Below are 22,915 nucleotides of genomic sequence, written 5' to 3'. Positions count from 1 at the left end.
CGTTACACACTCTGTTTCTTTCCTTGATTGACAAATGCCCGTACTTCTTCAGCAATTTGTCCAGGTAATAATCCAATTTCTTCCAACAATTCATTGACACCACCGTGTTCAATATACCAATCCGGAATACCAAATCGTTTCACACGTGGGAAGGCTTCCTGCTCATTCGCATGTTCGAGAACGGCTGAACCGAAACCACCTTTTAAGACGGCTTCTTCCATCGTCACGAGTGGAATGCCTTCTGCGTACAACGCATTCAACATTTTTCCATCCAACGGTTTAATTGTCCGCGCATTAATAACACGGACCGACAAGTCACCGTCAAGCAACTCAGCGATTTTCAAGGCATCCTGCACTTGAGGACCAAACGCCATGATGGCGACGTCCGTTCCTTCCCGTTCCACTTCCCATGTATCAAGGGAAATCTCATGCAACGTCTCATCCATCTGAACACCGATCCCTTCCCCACGTGGGAACCGAACGGCAATCGGACCTTCATGTTTGACGGCTGAATAAAGAAGATGCTGCAACTCATTTTCATCTTTTGCCATGACGATTCGGATGTTCGGCACATGACGCATAAAGGCGATATCAAAGACGCCTTGGTGTGTTTCTCCATCTGCTCCGACAAGACCAGAACGATCGATCGTAAACGTCACGTCTAAGTTTTGTCGGGCGACATCGTGTACAAGTTGATCGTATGCCCGTTGGAAGAAGGTCGAATAAATCGAGACGACCGGTTTCATTCCTTGCGTCGCTTGACCAGCAGCAAAGGTCACGGCATGCTGTTCGGCGATTCCGACATCAAACATCCGGTTCGGGAATTCTTTTTCAAAACAATCCAGTTTCGACCCGACGCTCATGGCTGGTGTGATCAACGTCAACTTCTCATCATCACGGGCTATCTTCGTTAACGTATCCGCTACTGTAAACGAATAGCTTGGTGCTTTTGATTTCCCTTTGATGACTTCGCCTGACTCGATCTTATACGGTCCAAGACCATGCCATGTACCGATTCCATCATACTCAGCCGGACGATACCCTTTACCTTTTTTCGTGATGACATGAAGCAGGACAGGTCCTTCTTCTTTTTTCACGTAATTCAACTGTTCGATTAAATCCGTTAAGTCATGACCATCGACCGGTCCGTAATAGTTGAATCCAAGTTCTTCAAAAAACATTCCGGGGACAAGCGCGCCTTTGACAGCTTCTTTTAGCTTCTCGCCGCCTTTTTCAAGTTTTCCACCAATCAGCGGGATTTTCTTGATCAACGTCTCGAGCTCATCTTGGGCATAACGAACTTTACGTGACGAACGGATGCGCCCTAACATCTGGTGCATCGCCCCGACGTTCGGTGCGATCGACATTTCATTATCATTGAGGATGACGATGACATTTTGTTGTTCCGCTCCGATATGGTTCAGTGCCTCAAGCGCCATTCCGCCTGTTAATGCCCCGTCACCGATGATCGCAATCGCCCGGTCATCGTTTCCTTTTAACTCATTTGATACGGCAATCCCCATCGCTGCTGACAGCGACGTCGAGCTATGCCCCGTTTCCCAGACGTCATGAATACTTTCATTCCGTTTTGGGAATCCACATAACCCTTTATGTTGACGCAACGTATCAAACTGCCCAGCACGTCCTGTCAAGATTTTATGCACGTACGCTTGGTGTCCGACGTCCCAAACAAATTTATCGTTCGGGCTATCAAATTCCCGGTGAAGCGCTAACGTCAGCTCGACGACACCCAGGTTCGGTGCCAAGTGCCCACCAGTCGTCGCTAATTCTTCAATCAAAAAGCGTCGGATGTCGCCTGCGAATACTTCTAATTCCGAGATTGACATACGCTTTAAAAATGACGGATCCTGTATCTCTGTCAACTTCATACCTTACCGCCTCTTTCCCTTACATTCTTATATGGTTTGTACCCTACATTGTACTAGAACAATCTTTCGAACGCCACATTCCGGGCGCATAAAAAAAAGACGGCGTGCTACGCCGTCCCTGTTAATGGTCTCGCTTGACGACAAAATCAAGTAGTTCCTTGAGCGGAGCCGCTTCGACCGATAGAGCTTCGATTGCTTCATTCGCCGCGGTCACTTGTGCTGCAAGTGCACGTTTCGCTCCGTCAAGACCTAGTAGTTTCGGATAGGTCGCTTTATCGTTTCCTTCATCACTACCGACCGGTTTACCAATTTTTTCGGCATCCCCCGTCACATCCAAAATATCGTCTTGGATTTGGAATGCAATCCCGAGATGACGTCCGTATCGTTTCAAATGATCAATGTCTGTATCCGTGACTTGCGCCAAAATACCGCCCGCTTCGACCGCAAAGATCAACAAGGCACCTGTTTTCCGTCGGTGAATCGATTCAAGTTCCTGCGCATCACTGATGCCACCACGTTCTCCGAGCATATCGTCGAGTTGACCGCCGACCATCCCGGCCGCCCCGGCCGCCGTCGCGAGCCGCTCGATCAACTTCACCTTGATGTCAGCTGTCGCTGTTGTCTCCAGTAAACAGGTAAAGGCATTGGTCAGCAAGGCGTCACCCGCAAGGATAGCCGTCGCTTCGTCGAATTGAATATGGTTGGTTGGTCGTCCACGTCGCATGTCATCATCATCCATCGCCGGTAGATCGTCGTGAATCAGCGAATATGTATGAATCATCTCAAGTGCCGCTGCCGTCGCATCTCCCATCTTCCGGTCGATCCCATACGCATCAAGGACGGCATAAATCAAGGCAGGGCGGACACGTTTTCCACCGGCATCAAGCGAATAACGCATCGCTGACCGCAGACGGTCTGGTGCATCCAATCGATTCATGAACGTTTCGAGTGCCTGTTCAACTTGCGTTTTCCACTCTGTCAAAACAATCATTGTGATCCCCCTTTTTCTCGTAACGTACCATCTTGCTCCAAGATTTGATCCAGTCTTTGTTCCGCCGTCGACAACTTGCTCTGGCAGAGCGCCGTCAGTTTGACACCTTCTTCGTACAAAATCATCGCTTGCTCAAGTGGCGCTTCCCCTTCTTCAAGCAATTCGACGATTTCTTCTAGCCGTTCCAGCGCAGCTTCAAATGATTGTTCCGTTTCCATCTTCTTCATCCTCTCGTTTCGCTAGGATACTTCCGTCATGAAACTGAACCCGGAAGGTCTGATCTGACAATTGGTGGACTGAACGGATCAGTTGTCCGTCCTGTTCGACATACGTATACCCGCGCAGGAGCACTTGTGTTGGACTGACCGAATCGAGACGGGCGATCATTTGATGAAGTCGTTCCTGTTTCGAACGCATGACGTAATGGATCTGTTCCAACTGTTTACGGGCCCGAATCAGTTCACGCGTTTGATCCGCCAGCCGTTCTCGTAATGGAATCCGCTTCATCCGGTTCGAGATATCTCCTAATGCCTGCTGTTTCGCTTGCATCATCTGCCTGCTGATTCGACTGAGTCCCATCTCCGCCCGGTCTAACCGTTCTTGTTTTAACCCTAACAGGACCCGTGGTGATTTTAAACCATAGCTCCCAGCGAGGCGCGTCACTTGGTCTTTACGTTCTTTGATGTATTGATCGTAGTTGCGGGTCAGACGACGCTTCAACTCGACCACACGTTTTTCGATTTCCGCGGCTTCCGGCGACACCAATTCTGCTGCGGCCGTTGGTGTCGCTGCCCGGACATCTGCGACGAAATCGGCAATCGTAAAGTCCGTTTCGTGACCAACGGCGGAAACAACCGGAATCACGGATTCATAAATCGCTGTCACAACGGCCATCTCATTAAAGGCCCACAGTTCCTCGATCGATCCGCCACCCCGACCGATGATCATGACATCACATGCCTGATGTTCGTTCATCGCTTCAATGGCCCGGACAAGTTGGGGAACCGCTTCTTTTCCTTGGACGAGGACAGGGGCAAAGACGATGGCGGCTTGCGGATAACGGCGGCGTAAAGTCGTCGCGATATCATGTAAAGCGGCGCCTTTTGGTGACGTCACGATTCCGATTTTTTGCGGAAATGCGGGAATCGATTGTTTATGTTCCGCATCAAACCATCCCCGGGCTTCGACATCCTCTTTTAATCGGACATATGCTTCGTAGAGCGCACCTACACCGTCTTCCATCATCCGTTCGACATACAGTTGCATTTCGCCTGATGCCAGATACACCGAAAGTCTCGCCGTAATGACGACACGGGCTCCGTCTCGGATATCTGTTTTGACACGACTCGCGTCGCGTGCAAACATGACTGCCTTCATCCGCGACTGTTCATCTTTCAACGTAAAATAAAGGTGACCGGAAGAGTGCCGTTTAAAGTTCGACACTTCTCCCACCACCTGGACTTGTTGCAGCAACGAATCACTTTCGAGTTCACGTTTCACATAACTGACAAGCTCGGAAACCTGAAGGGGGTTCGTCATTTGGCCGCCTCAATCGTATTATGGAGCAACATCGTGATCGTCATCGGTCCGACACCACCTGGTACAGGCGTAATCATCGATGCTACCTCCTTGACGGTCTCGAATTCGACATCTCCGACCAATTTCCCATCCACCCGGTTGACACCGACATCGATGACGACTGCGCCTGGTTTAATCATGTCGGCGGTAATCAGTTTCGGAACACCGACGGCGACAATCAGAATGTCAGCTTGACGTGTCATCGCTGCTAAATCAGCTGTTTTCGAATGGCAATAGGTCACGGTCGCAGATTCATTCAAAAACAACATCCCAACCGGCTTCCCGACGATTTGACTTCGACCGACGACGACGACATGACGCCCCGCAATCGGGACATTCATTTCTTTGACGAGATGAAGAATTCCGTTTGGTGTACACGGCAAGAAGGTCGGTTCACCAATCATCATCTTCCCAACAGAAACGGGATGGAAACCGTCGACGTCTTTTTCTGGAGCGATCGCGAAGATGACCTTACTTTCATCAATATGTGCAGGCAGAGGCAATTGTACTAGAATCCCATGGACACTCGCATCAACATTCAATCGTTCGATCAAGTGAAGTAATTCCGATTCCGTCGTCTCGTCCGGTAGACGGATCAGGTCGGAATCCATTCCAATCTCTTGCGCCGCTTTTTCTTTACCGCGCACATAAGATTGACTTGCTGGATCTTCCCCGATCAAGATAACGGTTAGTTTCGGTTGAATACGTTGTTCTTTTAGACGTGCGACTTCTTCTTTCAGTTTCAAACGATACGATTGTGCGACTTGTTTCCCATCGATTACGACTGCCATGATTTTGTCCACTCCCCCAAAAATATTCACTTCACTCTGTGCCTGACTTACTTTCTCTTTTTAGTGACTTACGAGTTCTCTTTCGAACCCTCTTTGTCGACTTCTTGTGCGACTTTCCCTAACACACCATTGACGATTTTAGTTGCTTCTTCATCGGCAAACGCCTTCGTCAATTCAATCGCTTCATTGATCGTCACTCGAACAGGAATCTTTGGTTCAAATAACAACTCATAGACAGCAAGACGGAGAATCGTCCGCTCGATGTTCCCGAGACGTTCGAATGACCAGTTCACAAGTGCCGCGCGTAATTTTTGATCGATTTCTGGTTTGTTGGCTTCGACGCCGACTACTAATTGTTCTACAAACGTATCATATTCTTTACCTTCTACTGCGAATGAAATGGCTTCTTGTGCAGATAGATCCGAGAGTTCCATCTGGAACAAAGACTGTACTGCGAGTTCGCGTGCCATATGTCGTTTCATCATGATTTTACGTGCTCCTTTTTTTATCGTTCTCAATCAATTAGTTTAGCACATTCCTTTTTCAAAAAACATAGAGAACGCCAAAAAGACGGGAGTTAAATCCATCAGCTCCCGTCCTCAATCATTTCACGATTTCTGCCTTCAGTTCACGTTCCGTAAACTTCGTCGTAAATGTTCCACGGCGAAACACGGGATGTGCCAAGACTTTTTGATGGAAAGGAATCGTCGTTTTGACCCCTTCGATCCAAAATTCCGATAAAGCGCGTTCCATCTTCGCACACGCCTCTTCTCGTGTTTCAGCATGCACGATCAATTTCGCGACCATCGAATCATAGTACGGTGGAATCATGTAACCCGGATATACGGCACTGTCGATACGGACGCCCATCCCACCCGGTGTGACATACTGTGTGACACGTCCCGCATGCGGACGGAAGTCGTAATCCGGATCTTCCGCATTGATCCGGCATTCAATCGAATGACCCCGGAATTCGATATCCTCCTGTTGGACCGCTAACGGATGATCCAGCGCAACCTGAAGCTGTGCCTGCACAAGATCAAATCCGGTGATCATCTCGGTTACGGGATGTTCGACCTGAATCCGCGTATTCATCTCCATGAAGAAAAACTCTTCCGTCTCTTCGACGAAGATGAACTCGATGGTCCCAGCTCCCGTGTAGTCAATCGCCTTCGCCGCTTTGACGGCTGCTTCCCCCATTTTTAAGCGTGTCGCCGGACTGACTGCCGGTGACGGTGCTTCTTCGATTAATTTTTGCATCCGTCGCTGGACCGTACAGTCTCGCTCCCCTAAATGAATCACGTTACCATGGCGATCTGCCAAGACTTGGACTTCGACGTGACGAAACTCTTCAATGAAACGTTCGAGATAGACGTCACTGTTCCCGAACGCCTGTTTTGCCTCACGGCGTGTCTCATCTAGTCCTGTCACGAGTTCCGCCTTCGAACGGGCGACACGAATTCCTTTACCACCGCCGCCTGCCGTAGCCTTTATGATGACCGGGTATCCGATCTCGTCTGCCAGTTGCAACGCTTCGTCGTCCGTGACCGTCCCGTCCGAACCCGGTACGACCGGCACGCCACAGGCTATCATTGTTTTTTTAGCGACATCTTTGATCCCCATTTGACGAATCGCATCCGATGTCGGTCCGACGAATTTGATGCCGCATGCCTCACACATTTCTGCAAAATCGACATTTTCAGCCAAAAATCCGTATCCGGGGTGAATCATCGTCACATTCCGGTTGGTCGCGACGGCTAAGATATTCGTGACGTTTAAGTAGGAGGCGGCCGAACTCACATCGCCGATACAATACGCTTCATCTGCTAGTCGGACATGTAAAGCATCACGATCCGCTGTCGAATAGACCGCAACCGTCTGAATGCCAAGTTCTTTAGCTGCCCGGATGATTCGGACTGCAATCTCGCCTCGGTTCGCTATTAAAAGTTTTTCCATTGCCATCACCTCGCTCAAGGACGAATCCGGAAGAGGGGTTGTCCAAATTCGACAAGATCTCCATCTGCGACGAGAATTTCGACGACCGTTCCGGCTACTTCCGAGTTCAGATTATTAAATAGTTTCATTGCTTCTAACACACAGACGACTTGACCGACTTCGATTTGATCGCCGACTTTGACGAAAGATGGTTTGTCCGGGTTCGGACGCGAATAAAACGTTCCGACCATCAGCGCATTGATTGTCACCGTATCGGTTTCAACGTCTGGTTGTTCCGTTGCTGATTCTGTGACTGCCACTGGAGCTTGCGGTGCTGATGTTGCCACCGGAGCCGGTGCTTGATGTGAGACAACAATGTTATCATTTTGTTTTTTTAATTTTAACTTATACGTATCGGTTTCAAGAGAAAGTTCATTGACACTCGACTGGTCCAACATTTCGAGCACTTGCTTCAACTGATCGATTTTCATTTTTCTTCATCCCCTATCTTAACATTCACCTTTGTTATTATACTTAAATATTATACCAGGTGCTAATGCCTGCTCAAATACTAATATTAACTGGTCATACCAAAGGACGCAAGTCAAGACAAAAGAAAAAAACGCCCGTTGATTCAATCCGAGGATGAACGGGCGTTGTTTTAACTGAATTATCCGTTGTAACGCCCTGTGAAATCACCAGTACGTGTATCAACTGTTACTTTTTCTCCTGCTTCGATGAAGAGTGGGACGTGGATGATATGTCCCGTCTCAACCGTTGCATTTTTCTTGACGTTTGATGCTGTATCCCCTTTGACTCCCGGCTCTGCTTCGACAATCGTCATGACGATCGTATTCGGAAGTTCGATTCCAAGAACTTCACCGTTGTAGATGGCAATTTGAACTTCCATGTTTTCAAGCAGGAACGGGAGTGCTGCTTCGACTTGAGCCGTTGTCAGTTCCAATTGCTCGTATGATTCTGTATCCATGAAGACATACGTTTCACCCATCGGATAAAGATATTGCATTTTATTCCGTTCGATGTGAGCACGTTCGACACGTTCGCCGCCACGGAATGTCATCTCTTGAATGTTTCCGTTTCGGATGTTCCGCATTTTCGTCCGGACGAATGCCGCACCTTTACCTGGTTTAACGTGTTGAAATTCAAGGACTTGCCAAATCATTCCGTCTGATGTCTTAATTGTTAATCCTGTTTTTAAATCGTTTACTGATACCATGAAAAGTTCCTCCTAAATGTTGATCTTGCTGTTTTAAAGTGTGATCAGTTCTTTTGGTGAAGACGATAGAATCTCACGCCCTGATGCGGTAATCAAAACATCGTCCTCAATCCGGCATCCTCCGACTTGCGGAACGTAAATACCCGGTTCGACGGTTACGATCATCCCCGGCTCAAGTTTCGTTTCGGAACGGAACGATAGTCCCGGTCCTTCATGCACCTCTAGACCGATTCCATGTCCTGTCGAATGTCCGAAGTACTCTCCGTATCCCGCGTCTTTGATGATATCGCGTGTCAATGCATCGGCTTCGATTCCGGTAATACCAGGACGAAGTCCATCTACACCCGCAAGCTGTGCTTTTAGCACCGTATCATAAATCTTTTGTAACTCCGGACTAATTGGTCCGATTGCGACGGTACGCGTGATGTCCGATACGTATCCATTCAGAAGCGCACCGAAATCCAGTGTGACGAGTTCGCCCGTCTGAATGACTTTTGAACTTGCGACGCCATGGGGTAACGCCGAACGGTAACCGGAAGCAACAATCGTATCGAAAGAAGAAGACGTCGCGCCTTGTTTGCGCATGAAGAATTCCAATTCATTCGATACTTCGAGCTCGGTTCTGCCTGCTTGAATATACGTCAAGATGTGGTGGAACGTGGCATCAGCCAACTCCACCGCTTCCTTAATCATCTTAATCTCTGAAGAATCCTTAATCAAGCGTAGGTTTTCGACGATTCCCGTCGTCGGTACCAACTCGACCGAAGAAGCTTGATCGAAAGCTTCAAATGAACTGAGCGTCATCGCATCTTTTTCGACGCCAACTGCACGGACACGTGCACCCACCATCAATTCTCCCATCGTCTCTGGAATAGACCGTTCGATTTGAACGATTTCCATTCCTTTGACTTGATCCGCCGCTTGTTCCGTATAACGGAAATCCGTTACGAAATAGGCTTGTTCAGCTGTCACAAGACATGCACCACTCGAACCGGTAAATCCGGAAATATAACGAATGTTTTCTGCCTTCGTCACGAGAAGACCTGGTAAGTCACGTTCTTTAAGTGCCGTTTGAAGTGCTTCGATACGATGTTTCATGTCTGTTTTCCCCCTTTTATTATGTAGACGGATGAATCAATGCCTCAACAGCTAGTAGATACCCCTTCATGCCGAGTCCACTGATGACCCCACGACAAACCGGTGCTAACATCGAGTGGTGTCGAAACGATTCACGGGCGTGGACGTTCGACAGGTGGACTTCAATCGTCGGCACTTCAATCGCCGCTATCGCATCCCGTAAGGCAATGCTCGTATGCGTATAGGCAGCGGCATTCAAGACGATTCCGTCATATCCTCGTGCTTCGTGTAACCGATCAACCAAATCCCCTTCATGATTCGATTGTATGAACCGAAAATCAACCTGTTGAAAACGTTCCCTCAGCTGCTCTTCTAAATCAGATAACGTCTCGGTTCCATATGTAGTTGGTTCTCGTGTACCCAGCAAATTCAAGTTCGGTCCATTCAAGATCAATATCCGCATCTCATCACCTCCAGATTGTCCCTGTCATTGTATCATAAGTCGTTTTCCGGCTCCCAAATTTTCATCTGACTTCGACAGCTGAGCATAGTCTTTTTTCCACAAATCAAGTAAACTGACGGTACACGATATTTTACTTGAAGATAGGATGCGTTTCTATATGAAAACTGCTAAAGCACCCGTCGGTGGACAAGCCATCGTCGAGGGTGTCATGTTCCAAAATGCGACCCATGCCGTCTCCGCAATCCGGCGAAACGATGCGACGATTGAAACGTTCGAACAAAAAAAACCGATTCGCCGACGGATTGCGATCGGTAAAAAAATCCCTTTACTTCGTGGTTTATTCGCATTAGTCGAGTCCTCTGCCAATGGAGCGAGTCACATGAACTTCGCAAGTGATCGTTACGGCGTCAATCCAGGGGAGGAAGAACCGGAAGAAGCACATCAAGGACAATTAACGAAATGGCTTGGTGTTGCCTTCATCGGCGTATTGTCGTTCTTTTTCGGTAAGCTGCTGTTCACGTTATTGCCTGCTTTTTTAGCCTCACTCTTCAGCTATTTCCCGGCGTTATCCGGTCACTTGATTCAAAATGTTCTTGAGGCGTCGATTAAACTGACACTTCTCTTCACTTATTTGTATTTGATTTCCTTGACCCCACTCGTCAAACGGCTGTTCCAGTATCATGGGGCGGAACACAAAGTCATCAACTGCGTCGAAAGCGGGCGGCCGTTGACCGTCGAAAATGTTCGAGTGAGTAGTCGCCTGCATTACCGATGTGGATCAAGTTTCTTAATCTTCACGGTCATCGTCGGGTTTTTCGTCTATTTAATCGTGCCGACTGATCCTTTGTGGGTCCGACTCGCCTTTCGGATTGCGTTACTTCCCGTCGTCATCGGTCTGTCATTTGAAGTTTTACAGTTAACGAACAAAGCCCAAAACATTAAAGGATTACGTGTCATTGCGTTGCCCGGCCTTTGGTTACAGTACTTGACGACAAAAGAACCGGACGATTCACAGATCGAGGTTGCGATTTATGCGTTTGAAGCACTCGAAAAACAGGAAGATAACCTACATGAGAACGCACTTGGTTAATTGATAACAGGGGTGATAATATGATTAGACAACGGATTGGCTCTACATTTGCACTGGTCGTGTTACTGTTTGCTTTTGTCGGCTTTGGATATAAGCTTGCTAATGATCCTGGTAGTCTGTTTTCACAATTACTGTTTTTTGCGATTACAGCTGGAATCATCTTCTTGCTGTTTAAATTTTTAACACGCAATAGCGTCAGCAGCGGATCGAACTCTCAATACCGGAAGTCTGTGGCTCAGTCCAAAAAAATGCATGCCAAACGTGATCAACCACCTCGCCGGACTGAATTTAAAAAGAAACCGGTTAAAACGACGAAAACTCCTGCTTCCAATAAAGTCCGCCCGCTTCGCGATCGGTCAAAAGCACCACATCTGACCGTCATCGAAGGTAAAAAAGGCAAAAAGAAAAAACGTGCTTTTTAAACAACAAACAGCAACCGGATGTCCGACGGGGACAACCGGTTGCTGTTTTTTTAATCGGTCTCGACCCAGCCGACATACGGCAGGTTACGGTATTCTTCCGCACAATCAATTCCATACCCGACTACAAAATAGTCCGGAATCTCAAACCCAACATAATCAGCTGCCAACGGTACCTCACGCCGGGCAGGCTTATCAAGCAGCGTACAAATCTTCAGGACACCTGGTTTATGCAACTTCATGTGTTCGCATAAGAAACTTAATGTATGCCCCGTATCGATGATGTCCTCGACGACGACGACATATTTTCCTTCTACATCGAGGTCTAAATCTTTTTTGAGTTGTACGCGCCCTGACGAAACCGTTTTAGCACCATACGAAGAACAGGCGACTGTATCGATTTGGACACTGCCCTTGATTTCACGCATTAAATCGGCAGCAAATACCATCGATCCTTTCAGTACAACGACTAAAACGATTTGCCGGCCTGCTGCATCATGTTCAATGGCAGATGCGAGTTCTTTTACTTTTACCGCAAGTTCCGACTCTGAGACTAACTTTTCTTTAATGACGATTTCCATATCCAGGTGAGAATCCACCCGTCACCCCCTCTGATGATTTTCACCGTCAGTATAGCACACTCCATCTTCATTAACCGTACTATAATGATATTACATTATAGATTGTTCGTCTTTTAAGTTAATTTATGCAAAAAAACAAGTACACTCAGTCTTCCGGGTGTACTTGTTGATGTTTTTGAAATTCTTTTTGTAATTCAGGTCGGTCTGCAAAAAATTGAATCATTCCGTTGATTTTATCTAAGGCCTCGATACTGATATGGTGTTCGATTCCTTCGACATCTTTATAAATCAAGGATTCATCCACACCAACGAGCCGTAAAAAATCTTCTAATAAAGCATGACGTTCGACCAGACGTTTCCCAACTTTCCGACCTTTTGCCGTCAACATCAGACCACGATACTTCTCATAGACAAGATATTCTTCACGATCCAGCTTTTGGACCATCTTCGTCACAGAGGACGGGTGTACACCTAAAAGTTCAGCGATATCAGAAACGCGGGCATATCCTTTTTCTTCAATCAAAATATAGATTTGTTCCAAATAATCTTCCATGCTCGGAGTCGGCACGACATCACCTTCCAATCCATCTCTTTAGCGCTTCCAGTTCCATTCTTCACTACGGTATTTCGCGGCCAAACGTTCAATCTCCTGCCATTGATGTTCTGTGAATTCAAGGGGTGTGAATGTCAACTGAAGGGCCTCTTCGAACCCCTTCAAAAAGGCGACACGGACTTCTTCGAATGATACAGTCCGTCCTGCCAACTCATTTAAGGCAACCGCCTTCCCGGCAAACCGAGCTTTCATCCGTTCCCGGATCGTCTCATCTTCATATACGAAACAATCGAACAGTTCACCTTCGTCTACCGAAAGCGGAACTGATCCATGCTGTAAGACGACACCTTGATGCCGCACTTGCGCACTGCCAGCCACTTTTCGTTTCCCGACCGCCAGTTCATAATACGACGCCGCATCAAAACAGACGGCAGATTTTGGTTTTCGTAATTCTTCTTTTTCTTGCTCGGTCATTGGAACCGAAAACTCGACCGGAATGCCTAAATGATGATACCCTTTCCGGACACCTTCTGTCAGCATCCGATAACTTTCAATGACCGTTTTCGGTAATCCCTCTGACGTTTCTGGAATGACGATACTGTACGTCAATTCGTCAGCATGAAGAACCGCCCGTCCGCCCGTCATCCGACGGACAATCGGGATGCCTAGCTGTTCAATCCGTTCTCGATCAATATCCTTAACTGCGCGCTGAAAATGACCGACACTCAACCCTCTAGGTTCCCACGAATAAAAACGAAGTGTGGGAGCTACTTCCCCACGCCCTACAAATCCGATCAATGCTTCGTCAATCGCCATGTTTAGAGCCGGTTCCAATCGTTCAGTCGTCAATACTTGCCACTCTTTTATCAAGCGAACACCCCCAAAAACGTTTCCGTATTAGTGTATCAGACCCTTTCTGTCCTGCGCAACGACGAGTCGATTGCCGAAATCGATTTCGTTTACTATAATGATAAGGATGTTATCTGAACGAAGGGGTTGGAAGTTAGCTATGGAAACCAGTACAATCATCACAATCGTCTTGTGGGTAGCCTTGATCGCTTATATCGCATGGCGTTTCATGCCGGTCAAAGGAATCACAAAACTGTCACAAGAAGAATTCCGCGCCAATTATCGAAAAGCACAAATCGTCGATGTCCGCGAAACACAAGAATTCAAAGGTGGTCACATCATTGGCGCGCGTAACATACCGGTCAGCCAAATGAAGATGCGGGCAAAAGAATTACGTAAGGATATGCCGATCTACTTGTATTGCCAAGGCAACATGCGTTCGTCGCAAGCTGCCAAAGTGTTGAAAAAAGCCGGTTATACAAACCTCTACCAACTCAAAGGTGGATTCAAACAATGGACAGGAAAAGTCAAACGTAGCTAATCTCCTGTTCACAAAAACCATCCCCGTCAGTACTGACGGGGATGGTTTTTTGATTATACGTGCACTTCTTGTTTCGGTTGATACCGTAAGACTGGTTTACGCGCAGCCAACGTTTCATCCATTCGCTTGACGACCGTCGTATGTGGTGCATTCAAGACGACATCCGGTGTTTCCTCGACTTCTTTTGCAATTTGTAGCATCGCGTCACAGAACGCATCCAACGTCTCCTTCGATTCCGTTTCCGTCGGCTCAATCATGATACATTCTTCGACGTTTAGCGGGAAATAGATCGTAGGTGGGTGATACCCAAAATCAAGCAGTCGTTTGGCGATATCAAGCGTCCGTACACCCAGCGCCTTTTGACGACGACCTGATAAAACAAATTCATGTTTGCAGTAGACGTCATACGGTGCATCATATGCGCCTTTTAATCGGGCGAGCATATAATTGGCATTCAAGACAGCTTCTTTCGAGACACGGGCAAGACCGGTTCCTCCCATCGTCCGGATATAACTGTATGCCCGAACGTTGATCCCAAAGTTCCCGTAAAATGGTTTGACACGTCCAATCGATTCTGGACGATCATAATCGAGTACAAACCCGTCGTTGGTCTTCGCGACGATTGGTTTTGGCAAGTACGGAATCAAATCCTGTTTGACACCGACCGGACCCGAACCGGGACCGCCGCCACCGTGAGGACCTGTAAACGTCTTATGAAGGTTCAAGTGAACGACATCAAAGCCCATATCTCCGGGACGTGCGATTCCCATGATAGCGTTTGAATTCGCCCCATCATAATACAACTTCCCACCTGCTTCGTGGACTGCTTTGGCAATCTCGACGATGTCCGACTCAAACAAACCAAGTGTATTCGGATTCGTCAGCATCAAAGCCGCTGTATCCTCGCCGACCTTACTCTTCAAGTCCGCTAAATCCACCAGGCCCCGCGCATCAGACAAGACGGTTACTGTATCAAACCCTGCGACTGACGCCGAGGCCGGATTGGTCCCGTGCGCTGAATCGGGTACAAGGACTTTTGTCCGTTTAAAGTCTCCTCGTGCGTGATGATAGGCCTTGATCAACATCAAGCCTGTCCATTCGCCATGAGCACCTGCTGCCGGTTGTAACGTCACTTCATCCATTCCCGTGATAACAGCCAGTTTTTCTTGCAAATCATACATCAGACCAAGGGCACCTTGGACACTCTCAACGGGTTGGAGAGGGTGAATATGCGCAAATCCCGGTAGACGTGCCATATCTTCATTAATTTTTGGATTGTATTTCATCGTGCATGAACCAAGCGGATAGAAACCTGAGTCGACCCCGTGGTTTCGATTCGACAAGGCAGTATAATGACGGACAAGATCCAGCTCGGATACTTCCGGCAATTCCACTTCTTCTTGACGTAACAGGTTCGCCGGTAACAACTCTTCCGGTGCTACTTCTTCGACCGTCGCGAGCGGCAAGCTGTACGCGATACGACCCGCTTTTGAGATTTCAAAAATCAACGTCTGTTCACTAGTTTTATGCATGAGTCAGTCCCCCTAACGCTGTCACGAAGTGATCCAGTTCTTCTTTTGTCCGTAGTTCCGTCGCACATACAAGCATCTGATTGGATCGTTTCTCATCAAACGTACCAAGTGGCAACCCGCCGATGATCCCTGCTTTTAACAACTGTTTGCTTGCTTCGTTTGCATCAATCGGCAGTTCTACAACAAACTCATTGAAGCTTGGACCATCATCGATGATGCGGAATCCCGCCTCGCTTAATGATTTTTTCAAGGCATATGCTGTCTGCAGGTTACGGGTCGCAAGCTCGCGGATTCCGCGTTTACCGAGTGCACTCATGGCGATGGAAGCCGCTAACGCATTCAGTGCCTGGTTCGAACAGATATTTGAGGTCGCTTTGTCACGGCGAATGTGTTGTTCACGCGCTTGTAATGTCAAGACGAATCCACGTTTCCCGTCTTCGTCGACCGTTTGACCGACAAGACGCCCCGGGATTTTTCGCATCAAGGCTTTTGTCGTCGTGAAATATCCGCACGTTGGTCCACCAAAGCTTTGCGGAATACCAAACGGTTGACAGTCACCAATCGTAATGTCGGCGCCGAGCTTACCTGGTGCTTCCAACAAACCGAGCGCAAGCGGGTTCGCCGAGACGATGAACAGACCTCCTTTCGCATGTGTTGCGTCCGCTAACGCCTGTAAGTCTTCGACCCGTCCGTAGAAGTTCGGATACTGGACGATGACACACGCGACATCACCGAGCTCATTTAATTGGTCGATTGCCGTCTCACCACGGTCGAGTGGTAACGTAGCTACTTGAAGACCCGGACCGTTCGCATACGTTCGGACGACATCATGTGCCTCCGGATGAACTCCGTCTGATAAGACAATCGTCTTTTTCTTTTTATGGGCACAAGCAAGCATCGCCGCTTCGGCGAGAGCCGTAATCCCGTCATACATCGAAGAGTTGGCGACATCCATTCCTGTCAGTTCACAAATCATCGTCTGATATTCAAAGATTGCCTGTAATTCTCCCTGTGAGATTTCAGGCTGGTACGGCGTGTAAGCCGTATAAAACTCGGACCGCAGCAACATATGGTTGACGACTGCTGGTGCGTAATGATCATAAATTCCGGCACCTAGGAAAGATGGATATTGTTTCGTATTCATGTTTTGATCAGCGAGTTTTGAGAGTGTTCGGATTAAATCCGTTTCCGGCAAGGGAATGCCGACTGCTTCTAACGTTCCTTTGTCGCGAACGCTTGCTGGAATATCAGCCAGTAAATCCTCAATCGAATCTGCACCAATCGTCTGTAACATCTCTTGTTCGTCTTCTTGTGTCATCGGTAAATAACGAAAATCCATCTTTTAGTTCCCCCTTATTTGCTCCGGCGATAAAACGGTGTGTCGATCCGTCTTGCCGCTAGTTTTTTTCCACGCACTTCGATTTCAAACGAATCACCCGTCGCATATTCCGTTGGGACTAATGCCAAAGCGATCGCTTTACCAACTGTCGGAGGCAACGTCCCCGTCGTGACGAATCCAACCGTTTCTCCGTTGACTAAAACAGGAGCATCCTGACGAGCAATTCCTTTGTCCAACAGTTCAAGACCAATCAAGCGACGTCCTGGTCCTTGTTCTTTTTGCTTTAGCAATACATCGGACCCAACAAACGATTTGACCTGTGGTTTGACTGCAAACCCCATACCCGCTTCAATCGGTGAGATCGTCGCCGACAGTTCATGTCCATATAAGGGTAAACACGCCTCGAATCGTAACGTATCGCGCGCGCCTAGCCCACACGGTACAACGCCTGCTCCAAGCAATGCCTGCCAGACGACACTCGCGTCTGAAGCCCGCATATACAGCTCAAAACCATCTTCTCCCGTATAACCACTCCGTGACACCAACATATCGATGCCCGCTAATTGTCCTTGAACAAAGCGGAAAAACTTGATTTCGTCTAACGTCAGTTCAGTCAACGCATTTAAGACCTCCATTGCTTTTGGACCTTGAACCGCAATTTGACCATACGCGTCCGACTGATTTTCTAGTGTCACGTCACCCTGCAGGTAGCGGCGTAAATGGGTTTCATCTTTTTCAATATTCGATGCATTGACAACAAGCAAATAATCATGTTCTGCCAGACGATAAACTAATAAATCATCGACGGTCCCCCCGTCTTCTTGGCAAAGGACATTATACTGCGCTTGGCCAATCGCAATTTTCGAAATATCATTTGACAGTGTATGTTGAAGAAACGAAAGCGCATCTGGACCCGTTACCAATAACTCGCCCATATGCGACACATCAAACATCCCAACCTGTTCCCGGACTGCTAGATGTTCTTCCTTAATCGATGAAAACAGAACCGGCATTTCAAAACCTGCAAAATCGACCATTTTCCCCGTTGGTGCAATCATGTCGAACAATGGTGTTCTCTTCAATGTCGTCTGACTCATACTTCTCCCCCTAATTACGAACAATTTTACTTCCTTTTCTCTTTATCGTTCAACTTTCAATTACATTCTACCAATTCAAAATCTTTTTTTCTAGGTTTATTCAGAAATTGAACAAAAGCAAAGAGAGAAAGGACCAAGTCCCTTCTCTCCTATTGTTTCATATTCAGCCGATGAAAGCCATTTCAAAATGGTTTAAGCCCGGCCGTATGTTCAACCTCAGTTTTAAGACGCTGTCCTTCAGTAAGAAGTTGGCGTCCACCTTGCTGAACACGTTTCCCTTCTGCGACCAAATGATCGATGTTTCCTTTGATTTGATCAATCCGACTTGTCGTATGATCAATCCCTGTTTGTAATGTTTGTTGACGGATTGAGAAACGTTCGAGTAGTTGCTTCATGACAGTCACATCTTTTGAAATCTTCTTTTTGTAAAGAATCACTCCATAAATCACCAAACCGATGATCGCCAAAACGATAATTCCTAGATTAATCCAAATCATACGTTCTCCTCCAATAGTGTTTCGATTTCTTTCGTCAGTTCCCGCACGGACTTCGTGCCGTCCAAACGAACATCTGCTGCTCGTGCATAAAGTGGCCGACGACGACGAAACAATTTTTCGACCGTTGACCGGGACTTCACAAGTGGACGGGATGGATCCGTCTTAATCCGGTTCCAAACGATATGGAACGGCGTATCAATCCAGAAGATGGTCCCCGTCTCTTTCATGAACAATCGATTTTCCGGACGTTCTATGACGCCTCCACCCGTAACGACAATTTGTGCCTGACTACGTTGAAGCAATTCGACCTCTTGTTTCCGAAATCCTGTTTCACCATGTTGCTTGAAGAACTCCGTAATCGGACCATGTTCTTGCACAAAACGTTCATCCAGTTCATCGACACTGTAACGCGCCTTAAGATTTCGACCAATCGCTGTTTTACCAGTTCCCATAAAACCAATTAAATAAACCTTATCCATTCGAAACGACCGCCTCGATTCTCTGTCCACTTTCTAGTATTGCTTCCATTTTAAAGCCTTTATCCGTCCGTGTACAGGTCACTCGTCCAATCGGGTAGTGAATCGTTTCGTCTTGCCGGCAATCACTTGTCGCCGCTCGAACGAGCGACTCGAGTTGCAAGGCTTCCTGCTCTAACTGAAGTTGCGTTACCGATTCATCCATATAATGACAACTCAGCAAAATCGCCGCACCGATTCCAAGTAACAGCAACAACGTTTGAATCAAGATGAACCCTTGTTCCGGCACTGAACCGTTCTTTGACGTTGGTTGAGTTCGAAGACGAGTGTCCGTCCGTCTTGCCTGACTTGATAAGTGTCTACATTGTGGGCATAGGTCAATTCGCCTCCAAACTCTTTTTTTAATCGAATCTGATTTTGAACACGGACGAGCCGCCACTTCACCGGCTCCTCTTCCGGATCCACATCGACTCCCCGAACTTCTTCACCTACTTTCTCACAGGTGATACTCCGCCACATCAACCGTTCGATCGTATGAAAAAACAATTCTTCTTCCATCCGCTGTTCGTAATCAGAGATACTGACGATGTGTGTCATCGTAATGAGACTAATCAGTAGCAACGGGCTCAGCCAGAGGACCAACGAGATTTCGAGGAGTGTCGTTCCGGATTGAGCTCGCCAAACAGAGCTCTTCAATACACCACGTCCCTTCCCTGATTTGATAACCGTCCCGTCTTTCCGCCACTTGATCTGAAGCCATCTTATCTAAACGGTGCGTCTCAATCATCAACTGATTTTTTTGTTTTTGAAAAGACAAGACGGGATCGATCGCAAGCAGTAAGAACAAAGCGATGGCGACCATCGATAACACGACTTCAAGAAGCGTAAATCCCCGTTCTCCTTGTTGCTTCAAGCATTTTCGCCTCACTACCTTCACCTCACCTTTTGGACGATCATCTGATAATTCCCGAGCAGAAACTTGATTTCGTAAGCTTGTGTCGCAGACTGGCAATTCCACGTCGACGCATAGGTGGAATGATAACTCTTGAAATAGATGATTCGTCCTGTCGTCGGCACAAAACAAGAATGGCCGGTTTGAAAGTTACGTTGCCACAATAACCGGTCGTTCGCCATGACCAAATACCCTTTTCCATCATTTTTCCATCGTAACTGAATCTGGTTTTGTTCACTTGTCTTGGAATATTGGAGCAGACGAAGTGTCTGCATATCTTGTTTAAGTATGCTGATATCCTGTTCAAGTGTGTATAGGGCTGGCCTTCGGTCGATGACCGTTGGCAGGAGAAATACGAGCAGACATCCAATCATCACAAGGACAATCGTCATTTCAATGAATGTAAATCCATCACTTGGCTTTTGTAAGTTCACCAGTCTTCGCATCATACGTATATGTCTCCTGATCACAAGCGAGTTCGTTTGGTTTTTCTGCTGTGCCACGGTTAATCGTTTGAAGTGATTCCGGATATTTTTTCTCCTTTGCATAATACAAATTGACCTCGGAGCGAATGACACGGATGTTCGCCTCACAACTGACACCTTTCGCTTGATCCTTGCCGCTTGTCATCGTCGGAATCAACACAAGTAATAACAAGGAGATGATCAGTAAGACGGCTGCCATCTCCAGTAATGTAAATCCTCGTTGATCTTGTATAAAACGTTTCATCTCATCGGCTCCTTATCTTTTTAAAATGGAAGTTGTTGAATGGCAAGTTGGATCGGATAGTAGAGAATCAAAAATAGTGTACCCGTCATGACGGTCAATCCTCCGTACAAAGCCGGTTCGATGAGTAACAGTTTCTTTTCGATTTCTTCCTCGATCGACTCATGTAATAACGAGGCTTGCTCAAGCAACAATCGCCCTAAATCACCACTTTCGCGCGCAATATGCACCAGTCCGACTGTTTCTACATCGATGACGTCCTCATCCTGCATCGCTTCCGATAACGGTTGCCCACTTTTTTGACGTTGATGTAATAAGCCATACATCTGTTTCTTTTTTCCAGTTTGACCCTGTTCTAACGAACGAAAGGCTTCTTCTAACGAAAAACCGGCATCGATAAAAGATCCTACTTCGATTGTGAACAGGTAGCTGTAGTATAGACGCAGTATTTTTTGAATCATCTTCATCTGTAACAATCGATTCAGTGGAATACGACGAAAGGTGACAATCAGAAGAATCACACTCACAAAAGGGGAAAAAGCTAAGATATATTTGGCGGAAGGGTGGATCAACGGGAGAACAAAACGTGGGAGAGTGTCGGGATTCGACATTTCCAATAAAGAAGGAAACACATAAAGCGCATAAAACATAAACAGCAACAACAAGCTAGCTGCTAAGAGAAGAGGATAACGTGCCATCTTCCAAAACTTCTTTTTCATCTGACTTTCTAACTCGAGCAATCGAATGACTTGTTTTAAAATCATCAACGGACGTTCGGTCTGATCACCTACCTTGAGTAATTGTTGTAATGCTGACGGAAGTGCCAACGGCTCCAGGGAAACGGATAACCGACTTCCTCCTTGTAAACGCACTTGAATTTCCTGAATGACCGGAGTCAGTAATGGTTCTTCAAAACGCACTAAAATCTCTAACGATTCTTTTGCTGAAATGCCTTTTGACAATAGACGATGAAAACGATTCAAGAACCGGCATTTACTGCCGACTGTAAGTTTTCGACGATACAGCGTACGGTCCCCTCCTCTCGATACAGATGAATGATCTTTTTGCAGACGGATAATTCTTCACCTGTGATGCCGAGTGTCTTCAGACGAAGCAAAGCTTCTTCAATCGATCCTGCATGTAACGTAAACAGGACGACGTGTCCACTTAAAGCAGCATTGATGGTCAATCGTGCCGCTTCTGCCGTCCGAACTTCACCAAACGCAATCCAGTCCGGATCTGCCCGTAAAATTTCTTCGAAACAACGTGTCGCATCAAAACCTGCCTTATCATTCAACTCAAGCTGTAAAATGCCTGGTACGGTACATTCGACCGGATCCTCGACCGAGATGATCCGCTTTCCTTCCATCGATGCCATCAAGGAGTAAAGCATCGTTGTTTTCCCTGCTCCGGTCGTTCCGGAGATAATGATACAGCCATGCGTTTGTTGCTTCATCCATTCTAAATCAAGTGTCGGATCAAGTAAGCGAACAGCTATCTCACTTGATACGACGGCTCGATAAAAACGCCAAGACATCGCATCCCCGTACCGACTCGGTAGGATGGATACACGCATCCCACTTTCTTGAAAGGGATATAGACCACTTTGTGGGATTCGTTCATTTTGTTCCTTCAAGTTGGATTCATAACGAATATGACTGACAAGCGCCCGGTAATGCTCAACAGCAATCGGGGATTGTTCTGCCAAGCCTTCACTCGTACGACAAATGATCTGTGCCAATCGATCACCGGGAATAAAATGGACATCTGTGGCACCCACCACTTCGAACTGACGAATCAACTGACTGATTTCTTCTCTCAACCCAACACCTCCTTAAGCAAAAAAATACACAAAAAAAGAAGCCGATACAAATCGGCTTCTTTAAGATACTTGCGCAATAATACGGTTTTTACGTTTTGCTAGCGTCTCGAGTCCTGGTTTATCATACCCGATTACTAGTTGTTTGCCATCCGTAATGATTGGACGACGTAACAGTTTTGGATTGTCACTCATTAAACGAAGCAATTCACTTAATTTCATGTCATCGACATCGATTCCTAAATCTTTAAATGCTTGGCTTCGTGTCGCGAGTAAACTTTCAATTCCATCTGTTGAAAGCTTTAGTAATTCCATCAATTCATCTACTGTTGGAGCATTTCTGAACAGATGACGTTCTTCTACATCAACATGTTCCTCTTTTAACCATGATTTCGTTTTACGACAAGATGTACAGCTTGGATATGTGAAAAATATCAACTCATTCGCCATTATTGCTCCTCCTCTCAAAATCTGCGCTTCTCA

The 22,915-nt window shown here is 46.9% G+C and carries 30 protein-coding genes; 3 read left to right on the top strand and 27 right to left on the bottom strand.

What is annotated here, in order from left to right; translation table 11 throughout:
- Positions 1–2: 2 nt before the first annotated feature.
- From dxs to aroQ, 11 genes are all read right to left on the bottom strand, one after another.
- Positions 3–1,889 (bottom strand): 1-deoxy-D-xylulose-5-phosphate synthase, encoded by a 1,887-nt coding sequence (dxs, locus tag BLD48_RS01065; protein ID WP_071498568.1) that lies wholly within the window; start codon positions 1,887–1,889, stop codon positions 3–5.
- A 121-nt stretch (positions 1,890–2,010) separates the two neighbouring features.
- Positions 2,011–2,880: a polyprenyl synthetase family protein gene (locus BLD48_RS01060; protein ID WP_071498567.1), complete on the bottom strand. Its 870-nt coding sequence runs from the start codon at positions 2,878–2,880 to the stop codon at positions 2,011–2,013.
- Positions 2,877–3,098: an exodeoxyribonuclease VII small subunit gene (gene xseB, locus BLD48_RS01055; RefSeq protein WP_071498566.1), complete on the bottom strand. Its 222-nt coding sequence runs from the start codon at positions 3,096–3,098 to the stop codon at positions 2,877–2,879. Before xseB ends, BLD48_RS01060 begins: the two co-directional genes overlap by 4 nt.
- A complete protein-coding gene (xseA, locus tag BLD48_RS01050; RefSeq protein WP_071498565.1) occupies positions 3,076–4,419 on the bottom strand; it encodes an exodeoxyribonuclease VII large subunit in 1,344 nt (447 codons plus the stop codon). The genes xseB and xseA overlap by 23 nt, the downstream gene beginning before the upstream one ends.
- Complete coding sequence (gene folD / locus BLD48_RS01045) at positions 4,416–5,249, bottom strand: bifunctional methylenetetrahydrofolate dehydrogenase/methenyltetrahydrofolate cyclohydrolase FolD (RefSeq protein ID WP_083412211.1); 834 nt, start codon at positions 5,247–5,249, stop codon at positions 4,416–4,418. The genes xseA and folD overlap by 4 nt, the downstream gene beginning before the upstream one ends.
- Positions 5,250–5,317: 68 nt before the next feature.
- Positions 5,318–5,734, bottom strand: a complete 417-nt coding sequence (nusB, locus tag BLD48_RS01040) for a transcription antitermination factor NusB (protein WP_014969881.1) — start codon at positions 5,732–5,734, stop codon at positions 5,318–5,320.
- A 118-nt stretch (positions 5,735–5,852) separates the two neighbouring features.
- A complete protein-coding gene (gene accC / locus BLD48_RS01035) occupies positions 5,853–7,205 on the bottom strand; it encodes an acetyl-CoA carboxylase biotin carboxylase subunit (protein WP_071498564.1) in 1,353 nt (450 codons plus the stop codon).
- Between the two features lie 14 nt (positions 7,206–7,219).
- Entirely contained in the window at positions 7,220–7,675 is a 456-nt protein-coding gene (gene accB / locus BLD48_RS01030; protein ID WP_071498563.1) for an acetyl-CoA carboxylase biotin carboxyl carrier protein, read from the bottom strand.
- A 179-nt stretch (positions 7,676–7,854) separates the two neighbouring features.
- Positions 7,855–8,421: an elongation factor P gene (gene efp, locus BLD48_RS01025; RefSeq protein WP_012369804.1), complete on the bottom strand. Its 567-nt coding sequence runs from the start codon at positions 8,419–8,421 to the stop codon at positions 7,855–7,857.
- A gap of 33 nt (positions 8,422–8,454) precedes the next feature.
- Positions 8,455–9,519, bottom strand: a complete 1,065-nt coding sequence (locus BLD48_RS01020) for a M24 family metallopeptidase (protein WP_071498562.1) — start codon at positions 9,517–9,519, stop codon at positions 8,455–8,457.
- A gap of 19 nt (positions 9,520–9,538) precedes the next feature.
- Positions 9,539–9,961: a type II 3-dehydroquinate dehydratase gene (gene aroQ, locus BLD48_RS01015; RefSeq protein ID WP_071498561.1), complete on the bottom strand. Its 423-nt coding sequence runs from the start codon at positions 9,959–9,961 to the stop codon at positions 9,539–9,541.
- Between the two features lie 157 nt (positions 9,962–10,118).
- Between aroQ and BLD48_RS01010 the strand changes: the two genes are divergently transcribed.
- Both BLD48_RS01010 and BLD48_RS01005 read left to right on the top strand, forming a co-directional pair.
- On the top strand, positions 10,119–11,051 hold the full coding sequence (locus BLD48_RS01010) for a DUF1385 domain-containing protein (protein WP_071498560.1): 933 nt from the start codon (positions 10,119–10,121) through the stop codon (positions 11,049–11,051).
- A 20-nt stretch (positions 11,052–11,071) separates the two neighbouring features.
- A complete protein-coding gene (locus BLD48_RS01005) occupies positions 11,072–11,473 on the top strand; it encodes an SA1362 family protein (RefSeq protein WP_071498559.1) in 402 nt (133 codons plus the stop codon).
- Between the two features lie 50 nt (positions 11,474–11,523).
- Here the strand turns inward: BLD48_RS01005 and hpt are convergent, their stop codons facing one another.
- The 3 genes from hpt to BLD48_RS00990 form a co-directional block, all read right to left on the bottom strand.
- Positions 11,524–12,051: a hypoxanthine phosphoribosyltransferase gene (hpt, locus tag BLD48_RS01000; RefSeq protein ID WP_071498628.1), complete on the bottom strand. Its 528-nt coding sequence runs from the start codon at positions 12,049–12,051 to the stop codon at positions 11,524–11,526.
- A gap of 145 nt (positions 12,052–12,196) precedes the next feature.
- Complete coding sequence (gene mntR, locus BLD48_RS00995; RefSeq protein ID WP_071498627.1) at positions 12,197–12,619, bottom strand: transcriptional regulator MntR; 423 nt, start codon at positions 12,617–12,619, stop codon at positions 12,197–12,199.
- A gap of 24 nt (positions 12,620–12,643) precedes the next feature.
- On the bottom strand, positions 12,644–13,474 hold the full coding sequence (locus tag BLD48_RS00990; RefSeq protein WP_083412210.1) for a lipoate--protein ligase family protein: 831 nt from the start codon (positions 13,472–13,474) through the stop codon (positions 12,644–12,646).
- 139 nt (positions 13,475–13,613) lie between these two features.
- Between BLD48_RS00990 and BLD48_RS00985 the strand changes: the two genes are divergently transcribed.
- Positions 13,614–13,994, top strand: a complete 381-nt coding sequence (locus BLD48_RS00985) for a rhodanese-like domain-containing protein (RefSeq protein WP_014969870.1) — start codon at positions 13,614–13,616, stop codon at positions 13,992–13,994.
- A 53-nt stretch (positions 13,995–14,047) separates the two neighbouring features.
- Here the strand turns inward: BLD48_RS00985 and gcvPB are convergent, their stop codons facing one another.
- From gcvPB to BLD48_RS00920, 13 genes are all read right to left on the bottom strand, one after another.
- Positions 14,048–15,526: an aminomethyl-transferring glycine dehydrogenase subunit GcvPB gene (gcvPB, locus tag BLD48_RS00980; protein WP_071498558.1), complete on the bottom strand. Its 1,479-nt coding sequence runs from the start codon at positions 15,524–15,526 to the stop codon at positions 14,048–14,050.
- Positions 15,519–16,865 (bottom strand): aminomethyl-transferring glycine dehydrogenase subunit GcvPA, encoded by a 1,347-nt coding sequence (gene gcvPA / locus BLD48_RS00975; protein WP_071498557.1) that lies wholly within the window; start codon positions 16,863–16,865, stop codon positions 15,519–15,521. The genes gcvPB and gcvPA overlap by 8 nt, the downstream gene beginning before the upstream one ends.
- A 14-nt stretch (positions 16,866–16,879) precedes the next feature.
- Positions 16,880–17,962 carry a glycine cleavage system aminomethyltransferase GcvT gene (gene gcvT / locus BLD48_RS00970; protein ID WP_071498556.1) on the bottom strand — a complete coding sequence of 361 codons (1,083 nt, stop codon included), beginning with the start codon at positions 17,960–17,962 and terminating at the stop codon, positions 16,880–16,882.
- Between the two features lie 182 nt (positions 17,963–18,144).
- Positions 18,145–18,459, bottom strand: a complete 315-nt coding sequence (locus tag BLD48_RS00965) for a hypothetical protein (RefSeq protein WP_071498555.1) — start codon at positions 18,457–18,459, stop codon at positions 18,145–18,147.
- Entirely contained in the window at positions 18,456–18,938 is a 483-nt protein-coding gene (locus tag BLD48_RS00960; RefSeq protein ID WP_071498554.1) for a shikimate kinase, read from the bottom strand. The genes BLD48_RS00965 and BLD48_RS00960 overlap by 4 nt, the downstream gene beginning before the upstream one ends.
- Positions 18,931–19,224 carry a hypothetical protein gene (locus BLD48_RS00955; protein WP_071498553.1) on the bottom strand — a complete coding sequence of 98 codons (294 nt, stop codon included), beginning with the start codon at positions 19,222–19,224 and terminating at the stop codon, positions 18,931–18,933. The genes BLD48_RS00960 and BLD48_RS00955 overlap by 8 nt, the downstream gene beginning before the upstream one ends.
- Entirely contained in the window at positions 19,200–19,556 is a 357-nt protein-coding gene (locus tag BLD48_RS00950; protein WP_236629897.1) for a hypothetical protein, read from the bottom strand. The genes BLD48_RS00955 and BLD48_RS00950 overlap by 25 nt, the downstream gene beginning before the upstream one ends.
- Positions 19,543–19,848: a type II secretion system protein gene (locus tag BLD48_RS00945; protein ID WP_071498552.1), complete on the bottom strand. Its 306-nt coding sequence runs from the start codon at positions 19,846–19,848 to the stop codon at positions 19,543–19,545. The genes BLD48_RS00950 and BLD48_RS00945 overlap by 14 nt, the downstream gene beginning before the upstream one ends.
- A gap of 20 nt (positions 19,849–19,868) precedes the next feature.
- On the bottom strand, positions 19,869–20,336 hold the full coding sequence (locus BLD48_RS00940; protein WP_236629896.1) for a type II secretion system protein: 468 nt from the start codon (positions 20,334–20,336) through the stop codon (positions 19,869–19,871).
- Positions 20,299–20,616, bottom strand: a complete 318-nt coding sequence (locus tag BLD48_RS00935) for a competence type IV pilus major pilin ComGC (protein ID WP_014969860.1) — start codon at positions 20,614–20,616, stop codon at positions 20,299–20,301. The genes BLD48_RS00940 and BLD48_RS00935 overlap by 38 nt, the downstream gene beginning before the upstream one ends.
- A gap of 20 nt (positions 20,617–20,636) precedes the next feature.
- The gene (locus BLD48_RS00930) at positions 20,637–21,596 is read right to left on the bottom strand and encodes a type II secretion system F family protein (RefSeq protein WP_083412209.1); all 960 of its coding nucleotides are present in this window, start codon (positions 21,594–21,596) and stop codon (positions 20,637–20,639) included.
- Positions 21,593–22,435, bottom strand: coding sequence for an ATPase, T2SS/T4P/T4SS family (locus BLD48_RS00925; protein WP_071498551.1), 843 nt, complete (start codon positions 22,433–22,435; stop codon positions 21,593–21,595). The genes BLD48_RS00930 and BLD48_RS00925 overlap by 4 nt, the downstream gene beginning before the upstream one ends.
- A 60-nt stretch (positions 22,436–22,495) precedes the next feature.
- Positions 22,496–22,882, bottom strand: coding sequence for a Spx/MgsR family RNA polymerase-binding regulatory protein (locus tag BLD48_RS00920; protein WP_012369783.1), 387 nt, complete (start codon positions 22,880–22,882; stop codon positions 22,496–22,498).
- Between the last annotated feature and the right edge of the window lie 33 nt (positions 22,883–22,915).

This window comes from Exiguobacterium sp. KRL4, assembly GCF_001870785.1.
Taxonomy (GTDB): domain Bacteria; phylum Bacillota; class Bacilli; order Exiguobacteriales; family Exiguobacteriaceae; genus Exiguobacterium_A.
Note: the sequence above shows the minus strand (reverse complement) of the source record. Positions and strands in the feature narration are given on the sequence as shown.

What these genes read in the sequence shown, in the direction of transcription:
- xseA (WP_071498565.1), bottom strand. Translation starts at nt 4,419, where the DNA reads ATGACGAACCCCCTTCAGGTTTCCGAGCTTGTCAGTTATGTGAAACGT.
- BLD48_RS00965 (WP_071498555.1), bottom strand. Translation starts at nt 18,459, where the DNA reads ATGATTTGGATTAATCTAGGAATTATCGTTTTGGCGATCATCGGTTTG.
- BLD48_RS01060 (WP_071498567.1), bottom strand. Translation starts at nt 2,880, where the DNA reads ATGATTGTTTTGACAGAGTGGAAAACGCAAGTTGAACAGGCACTCGAA.
- BLD48_RS00985 (WP_014969870.1), top strand. Translation starts at nt 13,614, where the DNA reads ATGGAAACCAGTACAATCATCACAATCGTCTTGTGGGTAGCCTTGATC.
- BLD48_RS00940 (WP_236629896.1), bottom strand. Translation starts at nt 20,336, where the DNA reads ATGATGCGAAGACTGGTGAACTTACAAAAGCCAAGTGATGGATTTACA.
- BLD48_RS00920 (WP_012369783.1), bottom strand. Translation starts at nt 22,882, where the DNA reads ATGGCGAATGAGTTGATATTTTTCACATATCCAAGCTGTACATCTTGT.
- gcvPA (WP_071498557.1), bottom strand. Translation starts at nt 16,865, where the DNA reads ATGGATTTTCGTTATTTACCGATGACACAAGAAGACGAACAAGAGATG.
- nusB (WP_014969881.1), bottom strand. Translation starts at nt 5,734, where the DNA reads ATGATGAAACGACATATGGCACGCGAACTCGCAGTACAGTCTTTGTTC.
- BLD48_RS01020 (WP_071498562.1), bottom strand. Translation starts at nt 9,519, where the DNA reads ATGAAACATCGTATCGAAGCACTTCAAACGGCACTTAAAGAACGTGAC.
- BLD48_RS00935 (WP_014969860.1), bottom strand. Translation starts at nt 20,616, where the DNA reads ATGAAACGTTTTATACAAGATCAACGAGGATTTACATTACTGGAGATG.
- accC (WP_071498564.1), bottom strand. Translation starts at nt 7,205, where the DNA reads ATGGAAAAACTTTTAATAGCGAACCGAGGCGAGATTGCAGTCCGAATC.
- gcvPB (WP_071498558.1), bottom strand. Translation starts at nt 15,526, where the DNA reads ATGCATAAAACTAGTGAACAGACGTTGATTTTTGAAATCTCAAAAGCG.
- aroQ (WP_071498561.1), bottom strand. Translation starts at nt 9,961, where the DNA reads ATGCGGATATTGATCTTGAATGGACCGAACTTGAATTTGCTGGGTACA.
- BLD48_RS00960 (WP_071498554.1), bottom strand. Translation starts at nt 18,938, where the DNA reads ATGGATAAGGTTTATTTAATTGGTTTTATGGGAACTGGTAAAACAGCG.
- xseB (WP_071498566.1), bottom strand. Translation starts at nt 3,098, where the DNA reads ATGGAAACGGAACAATCATTTGAAGCTGCGCTGGAACGGCTAGAAGAA.
- dxs (WP_071498568.1), bottom strand. Translation starts at nt 1,889, where the DNA reads ATGAAGTTGACAGAGATACAGGATCCGTCATTTTTAAAGCGTATGTCA.
- hpt (WP_071498628.1), bottom strand. Translation starts at nt 12,051, where the DNA reads ATGGAAATCGTCATTAAAGAAAAGTTAGTCTCAGAGTCGGAACTTGCG.
- efp (WP_012369804.1), bottom strand. Translation starts at nt 8,421, where the DNA reads ATGGTATCAGTAAACGATTTAAAAACAGGATTAACAATTAAGACATCA.
- gcvT (WP_071498556.1), bottom strand. Translation starts at nt 17,962, where the DNA reads ATGAGTCAGACGACATTGAAGAGAACACCATTGTTCGACATGATTGCA.
- BLD48_RS01005 (WP_071498559.1), top strand. Translation starts at nt 11,072, where the DNA reads ATGATTAGACAACGGATTGGCTCTACATTTGCACTGGTCGTGTTACTG.
- folD (WP_083412211.1), bottom strand. Translation starts at nt 5,249, where the DNA reads ATGGCAGTCGTAATCGATGGGAAACAAGTCGCACAATCGTATCGTTTG.
- accB (WP_071498563.1), bottom strand. Translation starts at nt 7,675, where the DNA reads ATGAAAATCGATCAGTTGAAGCAAGTGCTCGAAATGTTGGACCAGTCG.
- BLD48_RS01010 (WP_071498560.1), top strand. Translation starts at nt 10,119, where the DNA reads ATGAAAACTGCTAAAGCACCCGTCGGTGGACAAGCCATCGTCGAGGGT.